Origin of the sequence: Sphaerotilus montanus (assembly GCF_013410775.1) — a bacterium.
In the GTDB taxonomy this organism is placed as follows: Bacteria; Pseudomonadota; Gammaproteobacteria; order Burkholderiales; family Burkholderiaceae_C; genus Sphaerotilus; species Sphaerotilus montanus.
The window spans coordinates 1322035-1343176 of record NZ_JACCFH010000001.1; the positions used below are offsets into that span (position 1 = coordinate 1322035).

Below are 21142 nucleotides of genomic sequence, written 5' to 3' on the forward strand. Positions count from 1 at the left end.
GTCAAACCCCGCAAAACGAATGATGCACGGGGAATGTGACAGTCTCAAGGCCCGGTTTGCATCAACCGTTTCGAGGTGTGGGGCTTGTCGCGGCCGGATTCCACGGTGCATGGAACCCGACCGGATCTGGCGGGAAAACCCCCATCAAGCTCAGCGATTGAGGCCCAGCTGCCGGTTGATCATCCACTGTTGCGCAATCGCCAGCAGGTTGTTGACGAACCAGTACAGCACCAGACCAGCCGGGAAGAACAGGAACATCACGCTGAACACGAGCGGCATGATCCACATCATCTTGGCCTGCATCGGATCCGGCGGCGTCGGGTTCAGCCAGGTCTGGAACAGCGTGGAAATCGTCATCAGCGCCGGCAGGATGTAGTAAGGATCCTGCACGCTCAGGTCGGTGATCCAGCCGATCCACGGTGCCCCGCGCATCTCGACCGAGGCCAGCAGCACCGAGTACAGCGCGATGAAGAACGGCATCTGGATGAAGATCGGCAGGCAGCCGCCCAGCGGGTTGACCTTCTCCTCGCGGTAGATGCGCATCATTTCCTGCTGCATCTTCTGCGGGTCGTCCTTGAAACGCTCGCGCATCTCCTGGACCTTGGGGTTGACCGCCTTCATCTTGCCCATCGAGCGGTAGGCGCTGGCGTTGAGCCAGTAGAACGCGATCTTCAGCAGCACCACCAGCGCCACGATCGACCAGCCCCAGTTGCCCAGCATGCCGTGCAGCTTGTCGAGCAGCCAGAACAGGGGCTTGGCGAGGATCGTCACCCAGCCGTAGTCCTTGACCAGTTCCAGCCCAGGGGCCAGTGCTTCGAGCTTCTTCTCTTCCTGCGGACCGGCGTAGAGCGTGGCGTCCACGGCCTGCGTCGCACCGGCGGCGATGGGTGCCAGCGGCAGCGTCATCGACGTCGAATAGAGGTTGGTGCCTTCGCGCTTGGTCTGGAAGCTGCGTTCCCGCTTGTCGCCGACCAGCCAGGCACCGACGAAGTGGTGCTGCACCATCGCGATCCAGCCGTTGTCGGCAGACTTCTCGTGGTCGGCCTTGCCCTTCTCGATGTCGGAGAAGTCGACTTTCTGGAACTTGCCCTTGTCGGTGTAGATCGACGGGCCGGTGAAGGCAGTCGGGCCCATGAACATCGAGGAGGACGGCACGGTGCCGTCGCGGGCAAGCTGCAGGTAGAGCTGCGGCGCGATCGGTGCGGCCGTGCCGTTGATCACTTCGTGGCGCACCTTGACCGCGTAGTCGCCCCGCTTGAAGGTGTAGGACTTGCGCAGCTTCACGCCGCCCTGGTCCGGCGACTCGAAGGTCAGCGTCAGCTCGTTCTGCCCGTCGGCCAGCGTGCGCGGGCCGGGCAGCAGGTTCATCACCGTCAGGTGGTTGGGCAGTGCCGCCTCGCCCGCCATGCGGGGGATCAGGCCCGAGTCGGCCTGGTAGACCCGCCCGGCCGACTGGTCGAACAGCATGACGGGGTTCTTCGCGTCCTGGTCATCCTTGTAACGCGGCAGGGCCATGCGCACGATGGAGCCACCGCGGGTATCGAACGTGGCCTGCACCAGATCGGTCGTGATGTCGATCTTCTGCGAGACCGGCACACCCGCTGTCGCCGCAGGCAGCGCGGCCACGCCGGCCACGGCCGCCGAAGCGGCTCCGGCCACGGCCGGCACACCCGCCGCACCCGCCTGAGCCGGCGCAGTCACGGCCGGCGGCGGCGGGGCAAACATCGACGGCTGCCCGTTGTGCTTGCTCCAGCCATCCCAGAGCATCACGAGCGAGACGGAGAAAACGCCCCACAGCACGGCGCGCCGCGTATCGGTCATACCGGTCATACAGGTGTCTTTCGAAAGGAGGAAAACAGTCGGTGCGACTGGTCTGGGACCGGATCATGCCCGCCCGCGCACCACGGGTGGCAGCGCGCGATGCGGCCGACCGTCAGCGCGCCGCCACGCAACGCCCCATGGCGCTCCAGCGCGACCAGCGCATAGGCGGAGCACGTCGGCTCGAAACGACAGGAAGATCCCAGCCAGGGACTCAGCACCAGGCGGTAGGCATGGACCACGCCGATCAGCCCCTGTCGAGGCCAGGCCCGGACACGGTGCTGCAGCGTCGGGGGGTCAGTGTGGGACATGGCTGGGGGTGGGCCGACTGTGCACGGTTGAGGGATCGCGTCAGCTTGACCCGACCGGTACCGCGGGCACCAATGCGCGGCGCGCCCGCCGGGCGGCATCGCCCAGCAGCGCATCGATTTCCGCATGCAGCAGCGCCGCCAGCGCCTCCGAGCGGGCGCTCGGAAACAGCTTGCGATCCAGGGGGGCACGCAGGCGCACCACCCAGTCACCGGACACCAGTTGATCGAGATGACGCCGGATGCCGGCACGGATCTGGACCTTGACCTGCGTGCGGGTCACCGAGCGCCGGGCATGTCGCTTCGGCACCACCAGACCCAGTCGCAGCAAGTTCATTTCCGGAGAGTCATCCACAGAGTTGTCCACAGATTCATCCACAGCCCCCGAGCTGGTCAGAGACGGCTTGTGGCCTGTTGACAACTTTGTTGTCGCGAGATGGTGCACCATGAAATGGGCACTGCGCGCGATGGGCCGAACCGCCATGGCCGACTCGAACCGGGCAGCCCCGGTCAGCGGCGTCAGGACCATGGATCCGGTTGCGCTCACCGCGTCGCAACGGGCGCTGGACGCCCCGGAACTCAGACAGCCAGGCGCTTGCGGCCCTTGGCGCGGCGTGCATTCAGCACAGCGCGGCCGCCGCGCGACTTCATGCGCACGAGGAAGCCATGGGTACGGGCGCGGCGAACCTTCGACGGTTGGTAGGTGCGTTTCATCTTGAATCCTCTAGCCTTGGCTTGGGCTCGGTCTTGAGCCTGTTCCGATTGGGCACCCCTCTGGCACCCCAATTCGGGAAACCCACGATTACAGCAAAAACTCCCTTGAAAGTCAACGACTTGCTACACACGCACTGGCCGCGCGCGGGGATTGACCCCTCGCCCAAAACTGTGGATAACCGCAACCCGGGGTTGCCTGATGTCGATACAATCGCGCCCCTTCTCCTGAGGTTGTCCACAATTTTTAGAACATGCATTTGGACCTGTGGCAACGAGGCTGTGAGCGCCTCGCCGCCGAGCTGCCGGCACAGCAGTTCAACACGTGGTTTCGCCCGTTGCCGCCCGCCCAGGTGTCGGCGGCCGGCGAAGGCTACCTCGTGGGTCTGCGTGTTCCCAACCGGTTCAAGATGGACTGGATCCGCTCGCAGTTCGCGGCGCGGATCGAGCGGCTGCTGAGCGAGATCGCCGGCAAGCCGGTGCGGCTGGAGCTGTCGCTGGGCAGTGGCGGCGACCCTGTGCCTGCACCTGCACCGCACACCCCCGAGCCCCCTCCCCCGCCGCCCGCGACACCGGTGCAGATGTCGATGATCGACTTCCTGCCCCTGCCGGCCGACATGGCCTCGGCCGCACCGGGCACCGCGCGAGCGAGCACGCCCCGTCCCCGCTCGCGCGCGGTGGGTCTGAACAGCAACGCCGCCGGTCTTCTGCCGCCCACACCCGACACGACACCGGCGTTCCGGACGGGCCGGACGCCCTCCGGCATGCCGGGGCTGCATGAATTGCTGACCTTGCCCGTCGCCGGCCACCCGGCTCCGCCTGCCACCATGCCCGGCCCGACGCCGGCGGCCCGTGCACCGTCGCGCCGCAGCCCGGCCGCCGCCGCGCCCGCAGTGCCCGCCGAAGTGCCCGCCGAGCCTCCCCCCGAACCCGCCGCCGCACCGGTGGCCACGGTGGTCCCGGCGTCGAGCAGCGCGATCTCCGCCGCGTCCGCGCTGGCCAAGGCCTCGGCGGCCGTGGCCTCGCGGCGCAAGCGTGTCGCCGGCACCAAGGCGGCAGAAGCGGCCGCCGCACCGCAGCCCGTGGCCGCACCGCCCGCCCCCGCCACCAGCAGCGCCCATCCGGGCGCGGGGGCCGCCGCCGGCTCCAGCGCCTTCCTGGGCGGCGCGCCGACCATCATCATCCCGACGGTGCCGCCCCCGATGGCGCCGTCCAACACCCGCGGGCGCATCAACCCCGCCCTCACTTTCGACACGCTTGTGCCCGGCCGCGCCAACCAGATGGCCCGCACCGCCGCGATGCACGTCGTCAGCTCGCCCGGCGGCATGTACAACCCGCTGTTCCTCTACGGCGGCGTCGGCCTGGGCAAGACACACCTGATCCACGCCGTCGGCAACGCGCTGCTCAAGGAACACAAGGACGCCCGCGTGCTCTACCTGCACGCCGAGCAGTTCATCTCCGACGTGGTGCGCAACTACCAGCGCAAGACCTTCGACGAACTCAAGGCCAAGTACCACTCGCTCGACCTGCTGCTGATCGACGACGTGCAGTTCTTCGCCGGCAAGGACCGCACGCAGGAGGAGTTCTTCAACGCCTTCGAGGCCCTGCTGACCAAGCGCGCCCACATCATCATGACCAGCGACACCTACCCCAAGGGGCTGGTGGACATCGACGAGCGTCTGACCTCGCGCTTCGATGCCGGACTGACGGTGGCGATCGAGCCGCCGGAGCTGGAGATGCGGGTGGCGATCCTGATGAAGAAGTCGGTCGCAGAAGGCAGCCAGATGCCCGAGGACGTGGCCTTCTTCATCGCCAAGAACGTGCGCGCCAATGTGCGGGAGCTGGAGGGGGCGCTGCGCAAGGTGCTGGCCTACTCGCGCTTCAGCCACAAGGACATCAACATCGCGCTGGCCCGCGAGGCGCTGAAAGACCTGCTGTCGATCCAGAACCGGCAGATTTCGGTCGAGAATATCCAGAAGACCGTCGCCGATTTCTACAAGATCAAGATCGGCGACATGTACAGCAAGAAGCGCCCCGCCAGCATCGCCCGGCCGCGCCAGATCGCCATGTACCTGGCCAAGGAAATGACCCAGAAAAGCCTGCCCGAGATCGGTGACCTGTTCGGCGGGCGCGACCACACGACGGTGCTCTACGCGGTCCGCAAGATCGCCGCCGAGCGCCAGAAGAACACCGAACTCAACCAGCAGCTCCACGTCCTGGAACAGACCCTCAAAGGCTGAAAGACCCCTCCATCATGATCGTGTTGAAAGCACCGCAGGACAAGCTCCTGGCCGCCTTGCAGTCCGTCTCGGGCATCGTCGAGCGCCGACACACCCTGCCCATCCTGGCGAACGTGATGATCCGCCGCCACGCCGGGCAGTGCGAGTTCACGACCAGCGATCTCGAGATCCAGGTCCGCACCAGCGCGGCGATGGACGGTGACAAGGGCGACTTCAGCACCACCGTCGGCGCGCGCAAGCTCATCGACATCCTGCGCACGCTGCCGCCGGACCAGACCGTCACGCTCAGCGCCGCGCAGAACAAGCTGACGCTGCAAGGGGGCAAGAGCCGCTTCACGCTGCAGACGCTCCCAGCCGACGACTTCCCGCTGGTGCAGGAAGCCGCCGACTTCGGCCCCACCTTCAGCGTGCCGCAGAAGACGCTCAAGGGCCTGATCGACCAGGTGCACTTCGCGATGGCGGTGCACGACATCCGCTACTACCTGAACGGCATCCTCTTCGTCGCCGAAGGCCACACGCTGACGCTGGTCGCCACCGACGGCCACCGCCTCGCCCTCGCGCAGGCCACGCTGGACGTGGAGATGCCGAAGCAGGAGGTGATCCTGCCGCGCAAGACCGTGCTGGAGCTGCAGCGCCTGCTCAAGGACGGCGCCAAGGATGCCAAGCCGGCCAAGGACGGCAGCGAAGCCGAGGCCGCGCCGATCGCGATGTGCTTCGCCGCGAACCAGGCGCGCTTCACCTTCAGCGGCATGGAGTTCGTCACCAAGCTGGTCGAAGGCAAGTTCCCGGACTTCAACCGCGTCATCCCCAAGAACCACAAGCAGCACATCACGCTGGGCCGCGGCGCGCTGCTGACCAGCCTGCAGCGCGCGGCCATCCTGACCAGCGAGAAGTTCAAGGGCGTGCGGATGAACTTCGAGCCGGGCGCGCTGCGCATCGCCTCGAACAACGCCGAGCAGGAAGAGGCCAAGGAAGAGCTGGAGATCGACTACAGCGGCCCGTCGATCGAGATCGGCTTCAACGTCACCTACCTGATGGACGTGCTCTCGAACATGGACCAGGAGCTGGTGACGCTGTCGCTGCAGGACGCCAACAGCTCGGCACTCTTCACGGTGCCCGAGCAGGACGGCTTCAAGTACGTCGTGATGCCGATGCGGATCTGATGCCAGCCCCGGCGTGTCAGCCGGGTCGGCGACAATCGACCTTTGACCGACACCCCGACACACGCGCGACACGCAAGCGGGCCCCGGCCCGCTTCGGCATTTTTGCAAGGGCGACGGCGACAGCCGCCAACCCCGGTGAGTGAGTGACATGACCGACCAAAACCAGCAGTCCCAGCAGCCCATCCCCTCGGAACCGATCGTCCCCGAGCCCCCGGCGCAGACCGCCGCAGAAATCTCCGCCGCCTACGGCGAAGGCAGCATCCAGATCCTCGAAGGCCTGGAGGCCGTGCGCAAGCGGCCGGGCATGTACATCGGCGACACCTCCGACGGCACCGGCCTGCACCACCTCGTCTTCGAGGTGGTGGACAACTCGATCGACGAGGCGCTGGCCGGTCACTGCGACGACATCGTCGTCACGATCCATTCGGACAACTCGATCAGCGTCACCGACAACGGCCGCGGCATCCCGACCGGCGTCAAGATGGACGACAAGCACGAGCCGAAGCGCTCGGCCGCCGAGATCGCGCTGACCGAACTGCACGCGGGCGGCAAGTTCAACCAGAACAGCTACAAGGTCTCGGGCGGTCTGCACGGCGTGGGCGTGAGCTGTGTGAACGGCCTGTCGAAGTGGCTGCGCCTGACGGTGCGCCGCGAGGGCCACGCCTACTTCATGGAATTCCGCCAGGGCGTGCCGCAGGACCGCGTGCTGGAGCGGCGCGACGGTTTCGAGATCAGTCCGATGAAGGTCATCGGCGAGACCGACAAGCGCGGCACCGAGGTCCACTTCCTGCCCGACCTGGAAATCTTCTCGAACATCGATTTCCACTACGAGATCCTGAGCAAGCGGCTGCGCGAACTCTCGTTCCTGAACAACGGCGTGAAGATCCGCCTGGTCGATGAGCGCAACGGCAAGGAAGACAACTTCGCCTATGCCGGCGGCGTGAAGGGCTTCGTCGAGTTCGTCAACAAGGGCAAGAAGGTCCTGCACCCGAACATCTTCCACGCCCGTGGCGACAAGATGAGCGACAACCAGACCAACGTCGGTGTCGAAGTCGCGATGCAGTGGAACGAGAGCTACAACGAGAACGTGCTCTGCTTCACCAACAACATCCCCCAGCGCGACGGCGGCACGCACCTGACCGGCCTGCGCGCGGCGATGACGCGGGTGATGAACAAGTACATCGACGACCACGAGATCGCCAAGAAGGCCAAGGTCGAGATCAGCGGCGAGGACATGCGCGAAGGCCTGGCCTGCGTGGTCAGCGTCAAGGTGCCGGAGCCGAAGTTCTCCAGCCAGACCAAGGACAAGCTGGTGTCGAGCGAAGTGCGCGGCCCGGTGGAGGACATCGTCAGCCGCCTGCTGACCGACTGGCTGCTGGAGAACCCGACCGACGCCAAGACCATCTGCGGCAAGATCGTCGACGCCGCCCGCGCCCGCGACGCCGCCCGCAAGGCGCGCGAGATGACGCGGCGCAAGGGCGTGCTGGACGGCATGGGCCTGCCGGGCAAGCTGGCGGACTGCCAGGAGAAGGATCCGGCGCTGTGCGAGATCTACATCGTGGAGGGTGACTCCGCCGGTGGTTCCGCCAAGCAGGGGCGCGACCGGAAGTTCCAGGCCATCCTCCCGCTGCGCGGCAAGATCCTGAACGTGGAACGTGCCCGCTACGAGAAGCTGCTGTCGAGCAACGAGATCCTGACGCTCATCACCGCCTTGGGCACCGGCATCGGCCAGGGCATGGGCGGCGACGACTTCAACCCAGACAAGCTCCGCTACCACCGCATCATCATCATGACCGACGCGGACGTGGACGGCGCGCACATCCGCACGCTGCTGCTGACGTTCTTCTACCGGCAGATGCCCGATCTGGTCGAGCGCGGCCACATCTACATCGCGCAGCCGCCGCTCTACAAGGTCAAGCACGGCAAGCACGAGCAGTACCTGAAGGACGGCAGCGAGCTGGACGTCTACCTGCTCAAGGTCGCGCTGGACAGCGCCATCGTCGAGCCGGGCGCGGGCCGCGAGCCGATCAGCGGCGCGGCGCTGGAGGAGTTGGCGCGGCAGTACCTGCTGGCGACGAACGTGATCGCGCGGCTGTCGAACTGGATGGACGTGGAGGCCCTGCGCGCGATCAGCGACGGCCTGACGCTCGACCTCGACACGCCGGAAGCGGCGACCACCAGCGCCGACGCGCTGAAGGCTGCGCTGCACGACGCCGAGGTCAGCGCCGAGATCGACCCGCGCACCGACAAGCACTTCCTGCGCATCAGCCGCCGCCACCACGGCAACATCAAGAGCAGCGTCATCACCGCCGACTTCGTGCATGGCGCCGATTACGAGGCGCTGAGCGTGGCGGGCGTGACCTTCAAGGGGCTGCTGAGCGAAGACGCGGTGACCAAGCGCGGGGAAGGCGAGCGGCAGAAGCAGGTCAAGGTGGCGGACTTCCGCGCCGCGATGGCCTGGCTGATGACGCAGGCCGAAAACGCCGTCGGCCGCCAGCGCTACAAGGGTCTGGGCGAAATGAACCCCGAGCAGCTGTGGGAAACCACGATGGACCCGAACGTGCGCCGCCTGCTGCGCGTGCAGATCGAGGATGCGATCGAGGCGGACAAGGTGTTCACGATGCTGATGGGGGATGAGGTGGAGCCTCGGCGGGAGTTCATCGAGACAAATGCGTTGAGGGCGGCGAATATCGATGCGTGACGAGGGGGTCCGTCATGGCCCCTCCTCTGATCATCGAAATCCTCGGCCGCACCGACCAGGGCATCACGCGGCCCTTCCGGTGTCTGGCTGACGACGGTCATCACTACTACGTCAAGAGCGTCGGTGCCCATTGGCGCTCCGTCGTGTGTGAGTGGATCGCTGGTCGGCTCGCCGAGGCACTCGGCCTGCCGATCGCGCCGTTTGCGCAAGTGGAACTCGACGAGGGGCTGGTGAAGGCCTATGGCGATCACGATCTGGCGCCAGGACTGGCATTCGGCTCCCGAGTAGCCACCTCTGTTCACGAATTCGAACCTTCACTGATACGGCACTGCCACGCAGACTTTCGCCGCGATCTGCTGGCCTTCGACTGGTGGGTTCGCAACGAGGATCGGCAACTGGGAGACACCGCGGGTCGCCCCAACTTGCTGTGGCAGAGCACGACGGCTCGACCCGTGGTGATTGACCACAACAACGCCTTCGATCGCCAGTTCGACGCTGCCAGCTTCCTCGATTGGCACATCTTCCGCGCCGAGTGGCCCACGATCGCCAGCGACCTGGTGCGGCAAGCCGAGTACGCGCAGCGGTTCACAGCCGTGGCCGCCCGCGCAGAAGAGTTCTGGCGTGAACTGCCGCACAATTGGGTGTTCACGGAAGACGGTACGCCCCGGATCACCTTGCAGGAAATCCAGTCCGTGCTGCACCGTGCCGATCAGCCCGACTTCTGGCACAGCGCCCCTTCCTCCTGACCTGTCCACCATGGCCCGCCACATCGCCCACTACACCCTCGTGCGCCTGCTGCCGCAGTCGGACTCGGGAGAGTTCGCGAACATGGGCGTGGTGGTGGCCTGTCCGGCGCTGGGCTTCTTCGATTTCCGGCTGATCACCCGCTACCGGCGCATCACGCAGTTCTTCGAGGAGTTCAACCGCGAGCTGTTCACCCAGGTGCGGCGCGAGGTGGAGGCTGAACTGGCGCATCTGCGGGACCACCTGCACCAGCGGCAATTCGCCAGCGGGTGCCGGGAAGAGGCGCTGGCGTTGCGGCTGGTGCAGGATCTCGTGCAGCCTCGGGAGACCATGGTCCGTTACGCGCCGCTGCGGGTGGCGATGACGGAGGATCCGCGGCAATTGCTGGATCAGGTCTTCGCACGCTATGTGCAGCGCAGCAGCGAGGAGACCAAGAGCCGTCGGGAAGACGCGATGGTGCGGCTCGTGCGCGAGGCGCTGCAGCAGGACCGGCGCTTGAACGCATTGTTCCGCGCGGACGAGGTCGGTACGCCGGACTATCAGGTGCCGTTCCCGCTGGTCCACCGCCAGGATGGCCAGACGCTGGCCGCCATCAAGCCGCTGGACCTGACGCAGCCCGACCCGCAGCAGATCTACGAACACGGTGGGCGCTGGGCGGAACGGTTGCGTCGCCTGAAGCGGCTGGGCGCCATGCCGGACCACGGTGTGCTGGTCACGACGGAGGCGCCGCCACCGGAGGACGAGCGGCGGCATCTGGCTTACCGCGACATCGTGGGGGAGTTGCGGGAACTCTCGGTGCAGGTCAGTGGGGTGGAGCAGGCGGGACAGATTCTGGCGTTTGCGCGGGGACAGATTCACTGATCGAAAACGCTGTCGGCCGCCAGCGCTTCGAGGGCCTGGGCGAAATGAACCCCGAGCGGAAACCACGATGGACCCGAACGTGCGCCGCCTGCTGCGCGTGCAGATCGAGGATGCGGTCGAGGCGGGCAAGGTGTTCACGATGCTGATGGGGGATGAGGTGGAGCCTCGGCGGGACTTCATCGAGACCAATGCCTTGCGGGCAGCCAATATCTACGCTTGATTCATATCTAATTAAAAGAGAAGTAAATAGGCTCAGTTATATTGGACCCATTTACCTATCAGATAATACGATCTTGAAAATCCTCAATCGACTAGCTGCACCTCTAAATTAAGCTTCGCGAGCTAGAGCAGCCTCATGCTCTAGCAGAAACCAGTGGTGTCTCGCTTATGGGATCAAGTAGCGTCGAAAGATGCAACGACTTCGAGATAAAATCCGCCAGCCACTGTCTGTCGTTTGCGCTTTCCATGCTGACGACAACGCTCGCCTTGCGACTCAACATCGAGACGGCTGGCTTCATCGTCGAATAGTCATCAGCAGCTACGATAGCGATACGCTGACTACTCTTTTGAAGTTCATCCTGCGCAAGATCGAGCACCAGAGCCTTATGGCTAGCTTCGTTGCGAAGAGGCTTCGTGTAACTATTGTGCCCTCTGAGATCGAGCGTTTCGATCACATGGACGGCACCGTTCTTAAGAGCAAACTCCGCAAAAAGTTCTTCAGTTAAGCTCAGCGGATATCCGGATACAACCCGATTTTTGGATAAATCCTGCAGTTTCGAAGAATACAAGTGCTGAGTCCGAAGCCAAGCGGTGAGTTGCGCGTTCAAACCTGAACGGCGCGCACGCGACTTCACAATTGTGGCAACGTTGCGCGGCGGCATCACGAGGCGCTCAAGCAAGCGCTCGACCTGCACCTCAAGGTCTTCGGCATTCTCGCTAGTGATCGTCCCGCCCGTTTCAGAAAGCCGTAGCGGCGCCATGGCTTGCTTGAGCCACAGCCAACGCTCATCTGCACTGTCGAACCGTTGAATTGCCGCGAGCCACGAGTGCTGCCACTCTTCCAAGTTGACACGCGAGTAGTTAGGCATCAATGCGCTAAGCCTACTTGGAAGCATGCGAAGACGCAGATCCGGGCCAGCGTCGGTGTGAAGGACGATCCCGACATTCAAGACCTCCCCTCGCAGCCTGTCGGGCACGATCTGCAGGAGTGTGAAGGGAATTTTTTCGCTCATGATCTGACTACACAAGCATGCCACAGTCCATCAGCCGCTGGTTGAACGCCGGCGACTCCCACCACTTGACAATGGGGCACTTCTAGAAACCGACCCTGACCGCCGCCTGAGCCGCGCGCTGCGGCAAGATACCGCCCCATGATCACACCCCGCACCAAGCCATCGAGCTTCTTTCCTGAGGAGGCCGCGGACGACCTGTTCGTGGTGCAGCAGCGCAAGGCCAAGCTGGAGGGCTACGTACAGACGCTGGCGGCGATGGACGAACTGATCGACTTCGCAGCGATGGCCGCGGCGGTGGACAAGGCCTGCCCTCGCGCTGACCGCAGCAAGGGCGGACGCCCGCCGTACCCGACCGAGGCGCTGGTGCGCATGGTGTTCCTGCAAGGGCTGTACAACCTGTCGGACGAGCAGTGCGAGCACCAGGTGCTGGACAGGATGAGCTTCCAGCGGTTCTGCCGGCTGGACGGCGCGCTGAACATTCCGGACGCACGCACGCTGTGGAACTTCCGGCAGCGGCTGGCCGAAGGCGGGCTGGGAGGCCGGGCGATTTTCGAGGCGTTGAGCCAGCAGTTGCAGCGGCACGGCTTCATCCCGAGGGGCGGGCAGATCGTGGACGCCAGCATCGTGCAGGCGCCGATCACGCAGGCCAACGCCCGGGAGCGCGATGCGCTGAACAAGGGGGAGGCGCCCGAGGGCTGGAGCAAGAAGCGCCTGGCGCACACCGACCGGGACGCGCGCTGGACGCAAAAGCACGGCAAGTCGTACTACGGCTACAAGCTGCACGGCAACGTGGACGCACGCTACAAGCTGATCCGCCAGATGAAGATCACGGCGGCCAACGCCGACGACGGACAGCAACTGCCCGACGTGCTGCAGGTGGCGAACACGCGCAAGCGGCTGCTGGCCGACCGGGGCTACGACAGCGCGGCCAACCGTCAGACGCTGCAGCAGCACGGACTGGCCGACGGCATCGCGCGTCGCGCCAAGCCAGGGCAGACGGCCAAGGTTCGACTCAAGCAGCGCAACAAGACGATCAACCGCACGCGGGCGCGGGTCGAGCACGTGTTCGCGGCGCTGAGCCAGCAGGGCGGCAAGTGCGTGCGGGCGATGACGCTGGCGCGCAATGCGCTGGCGATCACGCTGCAGTGCGCGGCCTACAACGCGCGCAGGCTGGTGTGGCTGGTCAAGAGCGCAGGTCCGTCCGCACAGCCCGCGTGAGGGGAAAAACCCCGTCGCGGGGCACCGCGGCGGCGGGGACAGGGGCTCGCCGCCGTCATCCACTGCTCGTCTGAGCTGGATTTGTGCAGGCTCAGACCAGGTTCAGGGCTGCAGGGCCGGTTTCTAGAAGTGCCCAATGGCATTGATGCGCACAGCAGACAACCAAGCACCTGGCATCGCCGTCAGCCATTCCTGAACCTCTCTCGAAGTGACGGTCGCAATGCTGCTGAGCGTCAAGGCTGCGTCGGTCGAACTCCACAAGCCGTGTTTTCTTAGCGTCATGATGTTCATCATGGTGGTCGTGTTGGATGGCATCGGCACAGGGTCAACGGGCCAACCGCGCATGAGAAGTCCCCGGGAGAAATCCATCGCAATCACAGTATGATCGCCGGCCAGCCTCTGAGAGCGGAACAGGAAGTTATTTAGGTGTCGATCGTCATTCGCCACAAACAGATCAAGGGCAAATATGCGACTAATTGCCGCAACTCCGCCCTGGAGCAGAGGTTCACGCTGTTCCGGGGGAATATCCGACCACTGGAATACTCCTCCTTCAAATCGAGAGCCGAAGTGTTCTTCGCTGCCATTGCGGAGAACTGCACACGGTGGCAATGCAATTTGGAGTCTGTAGCCGAGGTGGTAGCAAAACCACTCCGAAGCGGGCAAATCAGCACCATCAGACTGTCGCTTAGTTGCGTACTCGAACCCATCACGACCAATGCTGACCACCTTTAGGTCGGCGGAACTAGGCAGCCCGCTAGTGATCTCGCTAGCCACGTCAACCGGAAAGAGTGACATCGTCATTTATTGAGGTCTCGATTTTATGACGCCACGGCTCCCTATGGTCTTTGCGCGGCAACAATTTTTTAGATTTTACTGTAGAAGTGTCTAGGAGCTGAGATCCGCTCTCGAACAAATGCATCGCGTCGCGCTCGATCTGTAGATCGCGGCCAGCACAAAAGTGTACCCAATATGAAAACCAAGCAAGGCCATACCTACGATTTTTTTGTCGCAGCGTAGCAAGCACCTACCCAAGTTTCAGTCAGACTTGAGCAACGACAGGCGAATACTCCTCCCTGACGCCAGCCCGCTCGCCCAGCGCGAGCGCAACCTTCTCCACCGCCCCCGACTCCCCACAAGCCCCCAACACCAGCCGATACGTCGCCCGCGTCATCGCCACATACAGCAACCGCCATTCCTCCTCCTCGCTGTGGTGCGCGTCCGGCACCGCCTGCAGCCCGACGATGGCGACGGTGTGGAACTCCAGCCCCTTGGAGGCGTGCAGCGTCGTGAGCTTGACGCTGTCCGGCTCCCACGTCCCCGCGCGCTGCAGGCGCTGGGTGCGGATGCCGCGCAGGTGCAGCGCCTTTTCCACCGGGTCGAGCAGGTCATGCCGGCGCGCCAGGATGCCGATGTCGGCCGGTGACACGCCGTCCGTCAGCGCATCGACGAGGCGGTCGGCGACCAGTTCGGCCTCCTCGCGCGGCGTGCGTCCGCGCAGCAGTTCCGGCGCGGGGCCGCTGCGACCGGCGCCGAGCGGGGTCTGCTGGACGATGTCGCTGTCGCCCTCGCCCACCCCGTCCGGCTCGCCGCCGCGCAGCAACTGGCCGGCGGTCGCGGTGGCGAGCTTCAGCACCTCGGCCGTGTTCCGGTAGTTGACCTTCAGCACGCTCGTGCGCCCGCGCGCCTCGATGCCGACGCTGGCGAAGCTGAACTTGCGGCGCGGCTGGCGGTAGATCGACTGCGCGTCGTCGTAGAGCACCAGCAGCGAGTTCGTCGCCGGATCGACCAACTGGGGCGCCAGCCGCAGCCACGCATCCTCGAAATCGTGCGCCTCGTCGATCATCAGCGCCGCGTACTGCGCCCGCGGGATGCGGCCATGCGCCACCGCCTCGACCACCCGGTCGGCCAGCGCGTCGTAGTCCGGCCGGAAGCCCTTCTTCGGGATGCCGAGCTGGTAGGTGTCGGCCATGTCGTAGCACCAGCCGTGGAAGGTCCGCACCTGCACCCGCTCGTCCAGCCCCCGCTGCCGCATCAGCGCGTCGATGCGCGCCGCCAGCGGCCGGTTGTAGCAAAGCACCAGGATCGGCCAGTCCGGCCGCGCCGCGGCGGCCAGCTGCTGGGCGCGGTAGACGAGGATCATCGTCTTGCCCGACCCGGCCACGCCGTGGATGACCCGGTGCCCCTCGCCCATCGAGCGCGCGAGCTGCTCCTGCTGCAGGTCCATCACCAGCATCAGCGCCTCGCTCGGCGACGGCGCCACCGTGGCACCCGGCCCGCTCGCGTCGTCGTCGTCCAGCAGCGAGGCCTGCGTCTGCAGCCGGATCTCGGGGAAGAGGTGCCAGCGGATGCGGTCGCGCTGCGGCAGGGTCAGCGCCGTCTTCAGGCGGAATTCCACCGTGAACATGCCCCACAGCCGCGCCTGGAAAGCGGCGGGATCCAGCTCCTCGGCCAGATCCTCGCGGGTCAGCGTGTTGGCCGGCGGAAAGAACTCGTCCCAGCGCGGATCGGTGATGCGCTGGCGCTCGATGTTGGCGAACACCACGCCGCAGCCCCAGGGCACGACCAGACTGCCTTTGTGGCGCCCTTCGGTCTGGCACAGGCCAGGGTCGCGCTGCATCTGGTTGACCAGCTCGATCGCGTAGCCGCGCGCCTGCAGGCCGGGGTGGATCTTGCTCACCCGCCCCTGCCCGTTCGCCAGGTTCAGCTCGACATCGTGGCGCGAGACATGGTGCAGCGCGCCAGCCCGCCAGCCCTTGACCTCCAGCACCAGCAGGCCGCGGCCCGGATGCAGCACCACGAAGTCCGGCAAGCGGCCCTTGTTGCCCACGGGCACGTTGTGCCAGACGAGGTAGTCGTCCTCCAGACAGCGCTGAAGCTGCCGCAGCACGCGCCGCTCGGCGCCCCCGTCCTCCGTGTTGCGGCAACGCGCCGCGATGTTCTGGTATCCCTGCGGAAAGATGGCCACGTCTGCACTCCCGAAGCGTGAATCGCTTTTTCTTGTTCAGGAGATCAGCAGACCATAGGGCACCCGGCGGGCCGGAGCCGTACCCAGCCTGGACGGCTGGAAATGACAGATATTTCACGAACAAGCAACGAGCGGCCAGCGCTCGACACGATTGGCGCCCACCCCGGTTGTCCGATACGCTCGCGCCCATGCCCTTCACCCTCGACCTCTCCCCGCTGCGCCAGGCCCTGACTTCGCTGGAAGACAGCCTGCAAGTCGTCGCCGACGAGGCGTGGCTGCAGAACCAGTCGGCAGCCGTGCGCAACACGCTGTTCGCGGGCGTGATCCAGAACTTCGAGTTCGTCTACGAGCTGGGCATGAAGATGCTGCGCCGGCAGATCGAGGCCGAGTCGGCCACGCCGGGCGAGACGGACCAGCTCGGCTTCCGCGACCTGCTGCGCGTCGGGGCCGAGAAGGGGCTCATCGGCGATGTAGAAGCGTGGTTCCGCTACCGGCAGATGCGCGGCACCACGTCGCACACCTACGATCTGGCCAAGGCGCGGCAGGTCTACGAAGGTGTTCGACCGTTCCTGACCGATGCCCGTGCGCTGCTCAACGCGCTGGAGCGGCGGACATGAATCCCCGAGACACGGACGGGCTGGCGGCCCGGCTCGCAATCGAGCCGCGGCATCTGCAGATCGTCCGGAACGTGCTCTCCCGGCTCGTGCCGGACCGGGAGGTCTGGGCCTTCGGTTCCCGCGCGGGGGGCGGCGCCCACCCGCCTAAGCCTTGGTCGGATCTGGATCTGGCCGTGATCGGGCCGGCGCCGCTGTCGCTGGACGAGCAGGCGACGCTGGCTGAAGCCTTCTCGGAATCGGACCTGCCCTGGCGCGTCGATGTGGTGGACAGCGCGACGCTCAGCACAACCTTCCGCGAGCGCCTCGCCGCTGAACACCTGCTGCTGCAAAAACCGTCAGCGCGTTGACACCCAACAGGGTGCGCAGGTTCAGCGCCTTTTCCACCGGGTCGAGCAGGTCATGCCGGCGCGCCTGGAAGGCGGCCGGGTCCAGCGCCTCGGCCAGATCCTCGCGGGTCAGCGTGGTGGTCGGCGGGAAAAACTCGTCCCAGTGCGGACCGGTGATGCGCTGTCGCTCGATGTGGTGGATGGCACGACGCTCAGCGCGACATTGAGTGCCTGCCATTTTTAGTGTAAAAATCAATTCGGGCACGCCAATCAGCATTGGATAAAACTGGCCATGGACCGATTTGACCCCCTCTGGTTGGCTACGGTACAGGCCGTGTTTAGCGCCGATTCGCCGGTCGGCAAAGCCGTGCTGGACCGTGGGCTCCGCTACGTGTTCATCAACAAGACCCTGGCCGCTTTCAATGGTTGCTCGATCGAGGACCACCTTGGCCACACCGTTGAAGAGATCCTGCCAGAGGCTTACCCGATATTGGCCCCATTGCTGCATGGCGTGCTGGAAGGCAGCGCACCCCACGCCGAGTTCAGAGTCAGCGTGGAAATGCCGCATGCTCCCGGTGCGCTCAGCGAATGGGAGGCCACTTACCTCCCGATCCCAATGGAAGACGGAACTGTCGGCGGGGTCTACGTCCAAGCCGTCAACCTGACGGCCAAGTTGCTGGCAGAGCAGGCGTTGGCCAACAGCGAAAAGCAGTTGCGCCGCGTCCTGGACAGCCTGTTCGCCTTCGTCGGGGTGATGTCACCCGACGGCACCCTGCTCGAAGCCAACCGGGCGCCGTTGAAGGCGGCCGGCATTGACGCGCAGGATGTCCTGGGCCGTCCTTTCTGGGAAACCTATTGGTGGAGCTATTCGCCCGAGATCCAGGACTGGATGCGACAGGCCTGTGTGCGGGCGGCACAGGGTCAGGTGGTGCGCAAGGATGTGACGGCGCGCATGGTGGACGACACGCGCATGACGCTGGACTTCATGCTCGTCCCGATGCGGGACGACAACGACCGCATCACGCACCTGATTCCGTCTGCCATCGACATTTCCGACCGGCTGGCAGCCCAGCAGCGGACCGAGTCCGCGTTGCGGGAGCGAACCGTCCTGCTGCAGGAGGTTCATCACCGGGTCAAGAACAACCTTCAGATCATCGCCAGCCTGCTGAACCTGCAGGCCCGCAACGTGGCGCCTGAAGCCAGTCAGGCCCTGCAGGACAGCCAGAATCGCGTCGTGGCCATGGCACTGACCCACCAGCTTCTTTACGAGCGCAACGATTTCTCGACACTGGAACTGGGGCCCTATTTACGTCGGTTGATGGCCAGCCTGCGCGACGCACACGGGGAGATCCGACACCGTGTGGACCTTCGGGTGGATGCTCCGGACTCGGGATTGAGCATCGACCTGAATCAGGCGGTACCGGTCGCACTGGTGGTGAACGAACTGCTGATCAACGCGCTGAAGCACGGGTTTGGCGTCGACGGGCAAGGCGAAGTCGCCGTGCGCGCGGAATGGAGCGATCAACGCATCGCGGTCACCGTGGCGGATACCGGGAAAGGGCTGCCCGCAGGCTTCGACTTTCGCACCTTCTCGAGTCTGGGGCTGCGCCTGGTCACGTTGCTGACCGAGCAGCTGGGCGCCGAAATGCGCTGGCCGATGGCAGGCCAACCGGGCTCAGTCTTCACCTTGCTGCTGCCAACCGGAGTCAGGCCGTCATGACACTACCCGCAGGTGTCTACGGCGCTTCTGCCGCGGCCAGCCTTCTGATCGTCGAAGACGAGCGCATCGTGGCGCTGGACCTGACCCTGACGCTCGAATCACTGGGCTTCCGGGTGGTTGGCACGGCCTCGAACCAGAATGAAGCCGTGCGCCTGACCATGTCGTACAGGCCCGACCTGGTTCTGATGGATATCAACCTGGGCAGTGGAGGCGACGGTATCCACGCTGCCGAGGAAATCGCGCGATTTGCCGACGTGCCGGTGGTCTTCCTCACTGCGTACGCTGACAGCGAGACCCTGCGCCGAGCGGGGCAAGTGGCGCCTTACGGCTATCTGGTCAAACCGGTTCGACAACGCGAACTCAACGCCACGGTCCAGATGGCACTCGCCCGCATACACGCTACCCGCGGGCGCCTTCAGGCCGAGCGGCGCTTGCGGCTTGCCTTGGACGCCGCGAAGATGGGTGTGGTGACCTTGAATGAAGGGACCGACCTGATCGAGATCGACGGGCACTTCCCGCCCATCGCCGACAGATCGGTGCGGACACTGCACATGGAAGTCAGGGAGTTCCTGCTGTATCTCACCGAAGATGCACAGGCCAAGGTGAGGCATCTGCTGGACCAGGGTGGCGACCTGCACATGGTCACGCGATGGCGCGCCCCGGATGCAGGCATGCCCACGCGGTGGCTGGAGGTACACGCCAGCTATTTCGCCACTGAACTGGCGATCGTCGGCATATGCCGCGACGTCACGAGGCAAGTGGAACAAGAAGAGAGCGCGCGCCAGGCAATCGTCGTGTTTGAGTCGGCCGCCGATGCCATCCTGATACTCGGCCCGCAGGGACACGTCACCACGGCCAACCCGGCCTTCATTCGGTTGACGGGCTGGCCAATCGCCGAAATCCGGGGGCAGCATCCCAACGACTTTCTGCACGCCAGGCGCAACAGCGACCGCCAATTGCTGGAAGACACTCCATTGGACTTCCTCGGCCATGCCGAGATCCTGTGCCAGCGGCACGATGGCAGCACCTTTCCCGCATGGGAACACGTGGCGCCAGTGCGTGACGATGCCGGCGTCGTCTGCAACCGGGTCCTGACGTTCACAGACATCTCTGCATTGCGCTCGGCCGAGACCCAGGTTCAGCATCTCGCCTATCACGACCCGTTGACCGGGCTTGGCAATCGCAACCAGCTGCGCAATATCTTGACGGCGTTGCCCCCACCAACGACTGGTCAGGACGATGCCGCGCTTCTCTTCCTGGATCTGGACGGATTCAAGGTCATCAACGACAGCCTGGGTCACGACGCGGGCGATGCGCTGCTCGTCAACATGACCGATCGCTTCCGCAGCGTGCTGCGCCAAGGTGACGAGGCCATCAGACTGGGAGGCGACGAGTTCCTGCTGTTGGTCCGGTCGGCGCGTGACGCAGACATCGATGCGCTGGCGCAGCGACTGCTGCGGGTGGTGTGGGAACCATTTGCCCTCGCGACAGGTTCTTCGGTGCAGGTGTCTGCCAGTATCGGCATCGCGCTTTACCCGCGCGACGGAGCCACACCCGACGCGCTGCTCCGTGCGGCCGACATCGCCATGTATGCCGCCAAGGGCGCCGGTCGGAATCGCTACGCTCGCTACAGTCCCAAGATGGCCGAGGCGGCGAATGAACGCCTTGCCGTCGAGCAAGGACTGCTGCAGGCCATCGCCAACGGCGAACTCAGCCTCCATTTTCAACCCCTGGTGACCCTGGACGGGCAAACCATGGTGGGTGCGGAGGCACTTTTGCGATGGCAGTCCGCAACCTTGGGGGTGATCAGCCCCGATCGCTTCATTCCGGTAGCGGAGGAAAGCGGGCTTATCCAGGCCCTGGGTCGCTGGGTTCTGCACAAGGCGCTGACCACCTGGGCGCAGTGGCAGCGCGACGGACTGGTTCAAGGCCGACTCGCCATAAACGTGTCTGCGCTGCAGCTTCAGGACGATCAATTCGCTGAAGATCTGGCGCGTGAACTCAAGGCGACGGGCATGGACCCCAGGGAACTCGAGATCGAGGTGACGGAAACTGCCCTGCAACGGGTCACTCACATCGAGCATCGCCTCAGCAGGATCGCCGAACTGGGCGTCAAGATTGCACTGGATGATTTCGGCACCGGCTACTCATCCTTGTCGATTCTCAAGATATTGCCCTTGCACCGACTCAAGGTGGATCGCGCCTTCGTCCGTGATGTGGTTGGAAATGCGTCGGACCAGGCGATCGTGCGCGCCATCGCAGCCATGGCCGATGCGCTGGGTCTGGAGCTCATTGCCGAAGGTGTCGAAAGCCAGGGACAACAGGAATACCTGCTGCGCATCGGCGTGAAGGAAGCTCAGGGCTGGCTGTTCGCAAAAGCCATGAGCGCACCGGACTTCATGGGCTGGCTGGCTTCGCATTGAACCCGCACCGCATCGCTGGTCGCAGGCTTCCTGAGTCCGACGCGCAAAGTTCTGCCTAGCGAAAACGGTCACTGGTGGGCTGTTTGCACGGGCCC

18 protein-coding genes and 2 pseudogenes are annotated in these 21142 nt (G+C 64.9%); 12 read left to right on the forward strand and 8 right to left on the reverse strand.

Annotation, left to right across the window (positions count from 1 at the left end; translation table 11 throughout):
- Nucleotides 1-150: 150 nt before the first annotated feature.
- The 4 genes from yidC to rpmH are packed head-to-tail and all read right to left on the reverse strand — an operon-like array spanning nucleotide 151 to nucleotide 2840.
- Nucleotides 151-1821 carry a membrane protein insertase YidC gene (gene yidC, locus BDD16_RS05820; RefSeq protein ID WP_179636020.1) on the reverse strand — a complete coding sequence of 557 codons (1671 nt, stop codon included), beginning with the start codon at nucleotides 1819-1821 and terminating at the stop codon, nucleotides 151-153.
- A gap of 5 nt (nucleotides 1822-1826) precedes the next feature.
- Nucleotides 1827-2129, reverse strand: coding sequence for a membrane protein insertion efficiency factor YidD (gene yidD, locus BDD16_RS05825; protein WP_179633076.1), 303 nt, complete (start codon nucleotides 2127-2129; stop codon nucleotides 1827-1829).
- A 40-nt stretch (nucleotides 2130-2169) separates the two neighbouring features.
- Entirely contained in the window at nucleotides 2170-2655 is a 486-nt protein-coding gene (locus tag BDD16_RS05830) for a ribonuclease P protein component (RefSeq protein WP_179633077.1), read from the reverse strand.
- A 50-nt stretch (nucleotides 2656-2705) separates the two neighbouring features.
- Entirely contained in the window at nucleotides 2706-2840 is a 135-nt protein-coding gene (rpmH, locus tag BDD16_RS05835) for a 50S ribosomal protein L34 (protein WP_179633078.1), read from the reverse strand.
- A gap of 251 nt (nucleotides 2841-3091) precedes the next feature.
- On the opposite strand from rpmH, the pseudogene BDD16_RS23385 reads away from it, so the two are divergent.
- The 7 genes and pseudogenes from BDD16_RS23385 to BDD16_RS05865 form a co-directional block, all read left to right on the forward strand.
- A pseudogene (locus BDD16_RS23385) lies at nucleotides 3092-3286 on the forward strand (DnaA N-terminal domain-containing protein); the annotation flags it as partial.
- A gap of 315 nt (nucleotides 3287-3601) precedes the next feature.
- Nucleotides 3602-5077: a chromosomal replication initiator protein DnaA gene (gene dnaA / locus BDD16_RS05840; protein ID WP_375139094.1), complete on the forward strand. Its 1476-nt coding sequence runs from the start codon at nucleotides 3602-3604 to the stop codon at nucleotides 5075-5077.
- Between the two features lie 14 nt (nucleotides 5078-5091).
- A complete protein-coding gene (gene dnaN, locus BDD16_RS05845; RefSeq protein ID WP_179633080.1) occupies nucleotides 5092-6240 on the forward strand; it encodes a DNA polymerase III subunit beta in 1149 nt (382 codons plus the stop codon).
- Between the two features lie 148 nt (nucleotides 6241-6388).
- On the forward strand, nucleotides 6389-8941 hold the full coding sequence (gene gyrB, locus BDD16_RS05850) for a DNA topoisomerase (ATP-hydrolyzing) subunit B (protein WP_218897711.1): 2553 nt from the start codon (nucleotides 6389-6391) through the stop codon (nucleotides 8939-8941).
- Between the two features lie 14 nt (nucleotides 8942-8955).
- A complete protein-coding gene (locus BDD16_RS05855) occupies nucleotides 8956-9687 on the forward strand; it encodes a HipA family kinase (RefSeq protein WP_179633081.1) in 732 nt (243 codons plus the stop codon).
- A 10-nt stretch (nucleotides 9688-9697) separates the two neighbouring features.
- Nucleotides 9698-10546, forward strand: coding sequence for a DUF3037 domain-containing protein (locus BDD16_RS05860; RefSeq protein WP_179633082.1), 849 nt, complete (start codon nucleotides 9698-9700; stop codon nucleotides 10544-10546).
- A 2-nt stretch (nucleotides 10547-10548) separates the two neighbouring features.
- A pseudogene (locus BDD16_RS05865) lies at nucleotides 10549-10766 on the forward strand (hypothetical protein); the annotation flags it as partial.
- Nucleotides 10767-10899: 133 nt separating this feature from the next.
- Here the strand turns inward: BDD16_RS05865 and BDD16_RS05870 are convergent.
- Nucleotides 10900-11778, reverse strand: a complete 879-nt coding sequence (locus BDD16_RS05870) for a DUF3037 domain-containing protein (protein WP_179633083.1) — start codon at nucleotides 11776-11778, stop codon at nucleotides 10900-10902.
- A gap of 138 nt (nucleotides 11779-11916) precedes the next feature.
- Between BDD16_RS05870 and BDD16_RS05875 the strand changes: the two genes are divergently transcribed.
- Nucleotides 11917-12996, forward strand: a complete 1080-nt coding sequence (locus BDD16_RS05875; protein ID WP_179632624.1) for an IS5 family transposase — start codon at nucleotides 11917-11919, stop codon at nucleotides 12994-12996.
- Nucleotides 12997-13119: 123 nt separating this feature from the next.
- Here the strand turns inward: BDD16_RS05875 and BDD16_RS05880 are convergent, their stop codons facing one another.
- Nucleotides 13120-13797 (reverse strand): hypothetical protein, encoded by a 678-nt coding sequence (locus BDD16_RS05880; RefSeq protein WP_179633084.1) that lies wholly within the window; start codon nucleotides 13795-13797, stop codon nucleotides 13120-13122.
- Nucleotides 13798-14035: 238 nt separating this feature from the next.
- On the reverse strand, nucleotides 14036-15961 hold the full coding sequence (locus BDD16_RS23265) for a DEAD/DEAH box helicase (protein ID WP_218897712.1): 1926 nt from the start codon (nucleotides 15959-15961) through the stop codon (nucleotides 14036-14038).
- Nucleotides 15962-16149: 188 nt separating this feature from the next.
- On the opposite strand from BDD16_RS23265, the gene BDD16_RS05890 reads away from it, so the two are divergent.
- The gene (locus tag BDD16_RS05890; RefSeq protein WP_179633085.1) at nucleotides 16150-16578 is read left to right on the forward strand and encodes a nucleotidyltransferase substrate binding protein; all 429 of its coding nucleotides are present in this window, start codon (nucleotides 16150-16152) and stop codon (nucleotides 16576-16578) included.
- Nucleotides 16575-16925, forward strand: a complete 351-nt coding sequence (locus BDD16_RS05895; RefSeq protein WP_179633086.1) for a nucleotidyltransferase family protein — start codon at nucleotides 16575-16577, stop codon at nucleotides 16923-16925. The genes BDD16_RS05890 and BDD16_RS05895 overlap by 4 nt, the downstream gene beginning before the upstream one ends.
- Here BDD16_RS05895 and BDD16_RS05900 read toward each other — a convergent pair.
- Entirely contained in the window at nucleotides 16858-17169 is a 312-nt protein-coding gene (locus tag BDD16_RS05900) for a hypothetical protein (RefSeq protein ID WP_179633087.1), read from the reverse strand. The genes BDD16_RS05895 and BDD16_RS05900 overlap by 68 nt on opposite strands.
- Before the next feature lie 27 nt (nucleotides 17170-17196).
- Between BDD16_RS05900 and BDD16_RS05905 the strand changes: the two genes are divergently transcribed.
- A complete protein-coding gene (locus BDD16_RS05905; RefSeq protein ID WP_179633088.1) occupies nucleotides 17197-18624 on the forward strand; it encodes a sensor histidine kinase in 1428 nt (475 codons plus the stop codon).
- Nucleotides 18621-21047 (forward strand): two-component system response regulator, encoded by a 2427-nt coding sequence (locus BDD16_RS05910; protein WP_179633089.1) that lies wholly within the window; start codon nucleotides 18621-18623, stop codon nucleotides 21045-21047. The genes BDD16_RS05905 and BDD16_RS05910 overlap by 4 nt, the downstream gene beginning before the upstream one ends.
- The last annotated feature ends 95 nt before the right edge of the window (nucleotides 21048-21142 follow it).

Coding starts and splice junctions, on each gene's coding strand:
- yidC (WP_179636020.1), bottom strand. CDS start 1,821: ATGACCGATACGCGGCGCGCCGTGCTGTGGGGCGTTTTCTCCGTCTCG.
- yidD (WP_179633076.1), bottom strand. CDS start 2,129: ATGTCCCACACTGACCCCCCGACGCTGCAGCACCGTGTCCGGGCCTGG.
- BDD16_RS05830 (WP_179633077.1), bottom strand. CDS start 2,655: ATGGTCCTGACGCCGCTGACCGGGGCTGCCCGGTTCGAGTCGGCCATG.
- rpmH (WP_179633078.1), bottom strand. CDS start 2,840: ATGAAACGCACCTACCAACCGTCGAAGGTTCGCCGCGCCCGTACCCAT.
- dnaA (WP_375139094.1), top strand. CDS start 3,602: ATGCCGGGGCTGCATGAATTGCTGACCTTGCCCGTCGCCGGCCACCCG.
- dnaN (WP_179633080.1), top strand. CDS start 5,092: ATGATCGTGTTGAAAGCACCGCAGGACAAGCTCCTGGCCGCCTTGCAG.
- gyrB (WP_218897711.1), top strand. CDS start 6,389: ATGACCGACCAAAACCAGCAGTCCCAGCAGCCCATCCCCTCGGAACCG.
- BDD16_RS05855 (WP_179633081.1), top strand. CDS start 8,956: ATGGCCCCTCCTCTGATCATCGAAATCCTCGGCCGCACCGACCAGGGC.
- BDD16_RS05860 (WP_179633082.1), top strand. CDS start 9,698: ATGGCCCGCCACATCGCCCACTACACCCTCGTGCGCCTGCTGCCGCAG.
- BDD16_RS05870 (WP_179633083.1), bottom strand. CDS start 11,778: ATGAGCGAAAAAATTCCCTTCACACTCCTGCAGATCGTGCCCGACAGG.
- BDD16_RS05875 (WP_179632624.1), top strand. CDS start 11,917: ATGATCACACCCCGCACCAAGCCATCGAGCTTCTTTCCTGAGGAGGCC.
- BDD16_RS05880 (WP_179633084.1), bottom strand. CDS start 13,797: ATGACGATGTCACTCTTTCCGGTTGACGTGGCTAGCGAGATCACTAGC.
- BDD16_RS05890 (WP_179633085.1), top strand. CDS start 16,150: ATGCCCTTCACCCTCGACCTCTCCCCGCTGCGCCAGGCCCTGACTTCG.
- BDD16_RS05895 (WP_179633086.1), top strand. CDS start 16,575: ATGAATCCCCGAGACACGGACGGGCTGGCGGCCCGGCTCGCAATCGAG.
- BDD16_RS05905 (WP_179633088.1), top strand. CDS start 17,197: ATGGACCGATTTGACCCCCTCTGGTTGGCTACGGTACAGGCCGTGTTT.
- BDD16_RS05910 (WP_179633089.1), top strand. CDS start 18,621: ATGACACTACCCGCAGGTGTCTACGGCGCTTCTGCCGCGGCCAGCCTT.